Origin of the sequence: Streptomyces boncukensis (assembly GCF_011045075.1) — a bacterium.
Taxonomy (GTDB): Bacteria; Actinomycetota; Actinomycetes; order Streptomycetales; family Streptomycetaceae; genus Streptomyces; species Streptomyces boncukensis.
In genome coordinates this window covers 1-3,863 of the sequence record NZ_JAAKZZ010000617.1, presented here as the reverse complement: position 1 = coordinate 3,863, position 3,863 = coordinate 1, and the positions used below count along the sequence as shown (strand labels likewise).

The 3,863-nt window shown below is 73.6% G+C and carries 4 protein-coding genes; 1 reads left to right on the top strand and 3 read right to left on the bottom strand.

Going from position 1 to position 3,863, the window contains the following annotated elements; genetic code table 11:
- Positions 1 to 23 precede the first annotated feature (23 nt).
- The gene (locus G5C65_RS33060) at positions 24 to 1,385 is read right to left on the bottom strand and encodes a phosphomannomutase/phosphoglucomutase (protein ID WP_165302759.1); all 1,362 of its coding nucleotides are present in this window, start codon (positions 1,383 to 1,385) and stop codon (positions 24 to 26) included.
- A gap of 142 nt (positions 1,386 to 1,527) precedes the next feature.
- Positions 1,528 to 1,929 (bottom strand): DUF3499 family protein, encoded by a 402-nt coding sequence (locus G5C65_RS33055; RefSeq protein WP_165302758.1) that lies wholly within the window; start codon positions 1,927 to 1,929, stop codon positions 1,528 to 1,530.
- Between the two features lie 183 nt (positions 1,930 to 2,112).
- On the opposite strand from G5C65_RS33055, the gene G5C65_RS33050 reads away from it, so the two are divergent.
- Positions 2,113 to 2,577 carry a metallopeptidase family protein gene (locus G5C65_RS33050; RefSeq protein ID WP_165302757.1) on the top strand — a complete coding sequence of 155 codons (465 nt, stop codon included), beginning with the start codon at positions 2,113 to 2,115 and terminating at the stop codon, positions 2,575 to 2,577.
- 27 nt (positions 2,578 to 2,604) lie between these two features.
- On the opposite strand, the gene G5C65_RS33045 is transcribed toward G5C65_RS33050, so the two are convergent.
- A partial coding sequence (locus G5C65_RS33045) for a DUF5719 family protein (RefSeq protein WP_165302756.1) occupies positions 2,605 to 3,863 on the bottom strand: 1,259 nt, incomplete at its 5' end.

Sequence of the window (3,863 nt, the reverse complement as noted above, 5' to 3'; positions counted from 1 at the left end):
GACAGGGGCGGGGGTCCGGAGGGTCACGCGCGCACGACGGACAGGACCTCGTCCCGGATCCGGGCGACCGTCCCGGCGTCGCGGGCCTCGACGTTCAGGCGGAGGAGCGGCTCGGTGTTGGAGGCGCGCAGGTTGAACCACCAGTCGGGGCCGGTGACGGTGAGGCCGTCCAGCCGGTCCAGCTCCGTGTCGTCCCGGTCCGCGTACGCCGCCTCGACGGCGGCCGCGCGGCCCGCCTGGTCGTCGACCGTGCTGTTGATCTCGCCGGACGAGGCGTAGCGGTCGTAGCGGGCGACCAGCGCGGAGAGCGTGCCGTCCTGCTCGCCGAGCGCGGCCAGCACGTGGAGGGCGGCGAGCATGCCCGTGTCGGCGTTCCAGAAGTCGCGGAAGTAGTAGTGCGCCGAGTGCTCGCCGCCGAAGATCGCGCCGGTCCTGGCCATCTCCTCCTTGATGAAGGAGTGCCCCACGCGGGTGCGGACGGGAGTCCCGCCGTTCTCCCTGACGACTTCCGGCACCGACCAGGAGGTGATCAGGTTGTGGATCACCGTGGCTCCGGGTGACCCGGCCAGTTCGCGCGCCGCCACCAGGGCGGTGATGGCGGACGGCGCGACGGGGTCGCCCTTCTCGTCCACCACGAAGCAGCGGTCGGCGTCCCCGTCGAAGGCCAGGCCGAGGTCGGCGCCCGTCTCGCGGACGCGGTGCTGGAGGTCGACGATGTTCTTCGGGTCGAGCGGATTGGCCTCGTGGTTGGGGAACGTGCCGTCCAGTTCGAAGTAGAGGGCGTCCAGTTCGAGGGGCAGGCCCTCGAAGACGGTCGGAACGGTGTGCCCGCCCATGCCGTTGCCCGCGTCGACGACGACCTTCAGCGGGCGGATGGCGGTGAGGTCCACCAGGGAGCGCAGATAGTCGGCGTAGTCGGCCAGCATGTCCCGCTGCGCGAGGGTGCCTCGTTGCCGGTCGGCGCGGGGCGCGCCGCCCTCGGCCGACCACTGCTCGACCAGTGCGCGGATCTCGCTCAGCCCGGTGTCCTGGCCGACGGGCGCCGCTCCGGCCCGGCACATCTTGATGCCGTTGTAGCGCGCGGGGTTGTGGCTCGCGGTGAACATGGCACCCGGCAGGTCCAGTCGGCCGCTCGCGAAGTAGAGCTGGTCCGTCGAGCACAGCCCGATCTCCGTCACGTCGGCGCCCTGTCCGGCCGCCCCCTGCCCGAAGGCCCGCGCCAGCCCAGGCGAAGAGGGGCGCATGTCGTGGCCGACGACGACGGCGCTGGCGCCCGTCACCTGGACGAAGGCCGCACCGAACAGCTCGGCGAGCGCCTCGTCCCACTGGTCCGGCACCACGCCGCGCACGTCGTACGCCTTCACGAGCTCCGACAGATCAGCCACGGTCAGCCCTCTCCTGGGTGTCCACAATGGATGGGATGGTCAACGGGGCACCAAATCTACCCGGGTGGGCTGTGAGATTTCCGAGCGCGGGGGAACGTGGGGGAAACAGTCCGGGCGGCGGGAAGCGCCCCGGAGGGGCCGGTCAGGACTCCGGGGAGCGCAGCACCCGCAGATGGCCGCGCCTGGCCACCTCCATGGGGTCCGTGTCGCGCCCCGCCGGGCCGCCGGGGGAGTCCGGCGATGCCGCCCCCGCGGAAGGCTCCTGACGGGGCGTACGGGCCGCCTCACGCACGGCGTTGGCGAGTGCTTCGAGGTCGTCGCCGCTGGGGCGCGACGAGGCCGCGTCGATGGCGAGCCGGACGACCTCCCAGCCGCGCGGCGCGGTCAGCCGCTCGGAGTGTTCGGCGCACAGGTCGTAGCAGTGCGGCTCGGCGTAGGTGGCGAGCGGGCCGAGGACGGCCGTCGAGTCCGCGTAGACGTACGTCAGCGTCGCGACGGCGGGACGACCGCAGGCGGTGCGCGAACAGCGGCGTACAGGGCTCACGACGATGGACCGTACCGCACTCTTGAGCGGGCTGCGACGACTCACCCTGGCGTCACCCAGCCGTGTCGTCCCGGTTCGCCCGGAACGCCTGATCTGCTGAAAGGCGTGGCGGAAGCCCGGGGGCCGCCCCCCGGCCTGCGGCGTCCCCCGCACGTGGCCCGGGGAGGGCTACGCTCAGGTGTGATGAGCAGCCCCGTACCGCCGCACCAGTCGGAGACGCACAAATCCGACCAGCGGCCCCGTAACAGAGACCGGCACGGCCGTGGTATGCGCGGCCCCGTGGCACCGCCCCAGGTGCCGCTCGCGGTCAGCAGGGGCGAGGCGTTCGACGATCTGGTCCGCGACTCCGTGAACCGTCTGGAGCGGCGCTGGCCGCAGCTCACAAGCGTGGAGTTCGCCGTGCAGGAGGTGCCCCGCGCGGACAACGGCGAGCTGCCCGAGAGTGACGACGGGGTTCCGCTCGGTACGGTCGCGGAGGGGGACGGCAGCCGGCCGGACCGGGTCGTCGTCTACCGGCGGCCGGTCGAGATCCGGACCAGGTCGCGGGACGAGCGGGCGCTGCTGGTGCACGAGGTCGTGGTGGAGCAGGTCGCCGAACTGCTGGGGCTCGCGCCGGAGTCCGTCGACCCCCGGTACGGACAGGACTGAGGGCCCGCCCCGACAGGGCCCTGCCCGTCACTCGTCGGTCAGGATCGACAGGTCCTCGGAGGAGCGGGGGACGGCGACCGTGCTGCGGTCGTCGGGGAGCGTCTGCACCGTGAAGGCGGGGACGCCGTCCATCCGCTGGGTGAGGGTGCGGGAGGCGTACACGGGGCCGCCCGACCTCGGCTCGACCGTCACCGCGTAGCGGCCCTTGCCGCCCTGCGGACGCGGCGGTGCGAAGGACTTGGTGGTGTGCGCCTTGACCGTGACGGTGGTGCTGCGGGGGCTGCCCCCGCCGGCGCCCGACGAGGCGGTCACCCGGACCTTCGCGTCCTTGTCCGTCGCCGTGAGCGCCAGCTCGGAGTCCCGCGCGCCGTTGCCCGCGACGCCGGCCCGGTCGCTGACGGGTGCGGTGGACGGGATGAACGCGGTCTCCTGGTTCGCGCCCTTGCCCCGGGTGACGCGCACCGCGGCGACCACGGGGGTGGCGTCCTCGGCGCTCTCGGCCGGGGAGAGCACCAGGGAGCCCGTCTCGCCCTGGGTGAGGTCGCGCAGGTCGACCGCTGTGGTCATCCCGGCCTTCAGATGCAGCGTCTCGTGCCCGGCGGGGCTGATCGCACCCGAGGGGCCGGCCAGCCGGACCTTCAGGTCGGCGTCCTGGCCGCCCGGCGCGAAGGCGACCAGCCGGACGGAGGTCGCGTCGCCGGGGATGCCGGGCAGGACGGCCTCCGGCGCCGCGTCGCCCGCGGCGGGCAGCCAGTCGCCGCCCGACTTCTCGTCCACCGCGTGCACGAAGGCGCCCACCCGGCCGTTGCGGGCGACCACCCGCAGCGTCAGATTGGTGGCCGGCTCGTCGGTCAGGGTGGACAGCAGGACCTGCACGGTGGAGCGCGGCGGAACGGTGATGCCCTCTCCCCCGCCTCCCGGTGTCTTCACTTTGCCGTCCTTGCCGTACAGGTCCAGGTCGACGACCGCGCCGGTGCTGTCCGGGTTGGTCAGATGGACGGCGTCCTGCCGCTCCTCGGCCGTGCTCGCGCCGGGGAGCCAGAAGGAGGTGCCCGGAGCGGTACATGACAGCCCCTGCAGGCCGCGGCCCGCACCCGCGCTCACGGCGGTTGTCTGCTGGACCGTCCAGCCGGGTGCGAAACGGCCGTCCGCCGAGCCCACCAGGGCGGGTGCGTCGGCGCTGTCGGCGGTCGCGGTCACGGGTAGGCCGGGCGTGCTGAGGGGGGCGACGGGCTTGCCGCCCGTCCGCCCCGCTGCCAGCTTCCCCCCGGCGTCCTGGTCCCCAC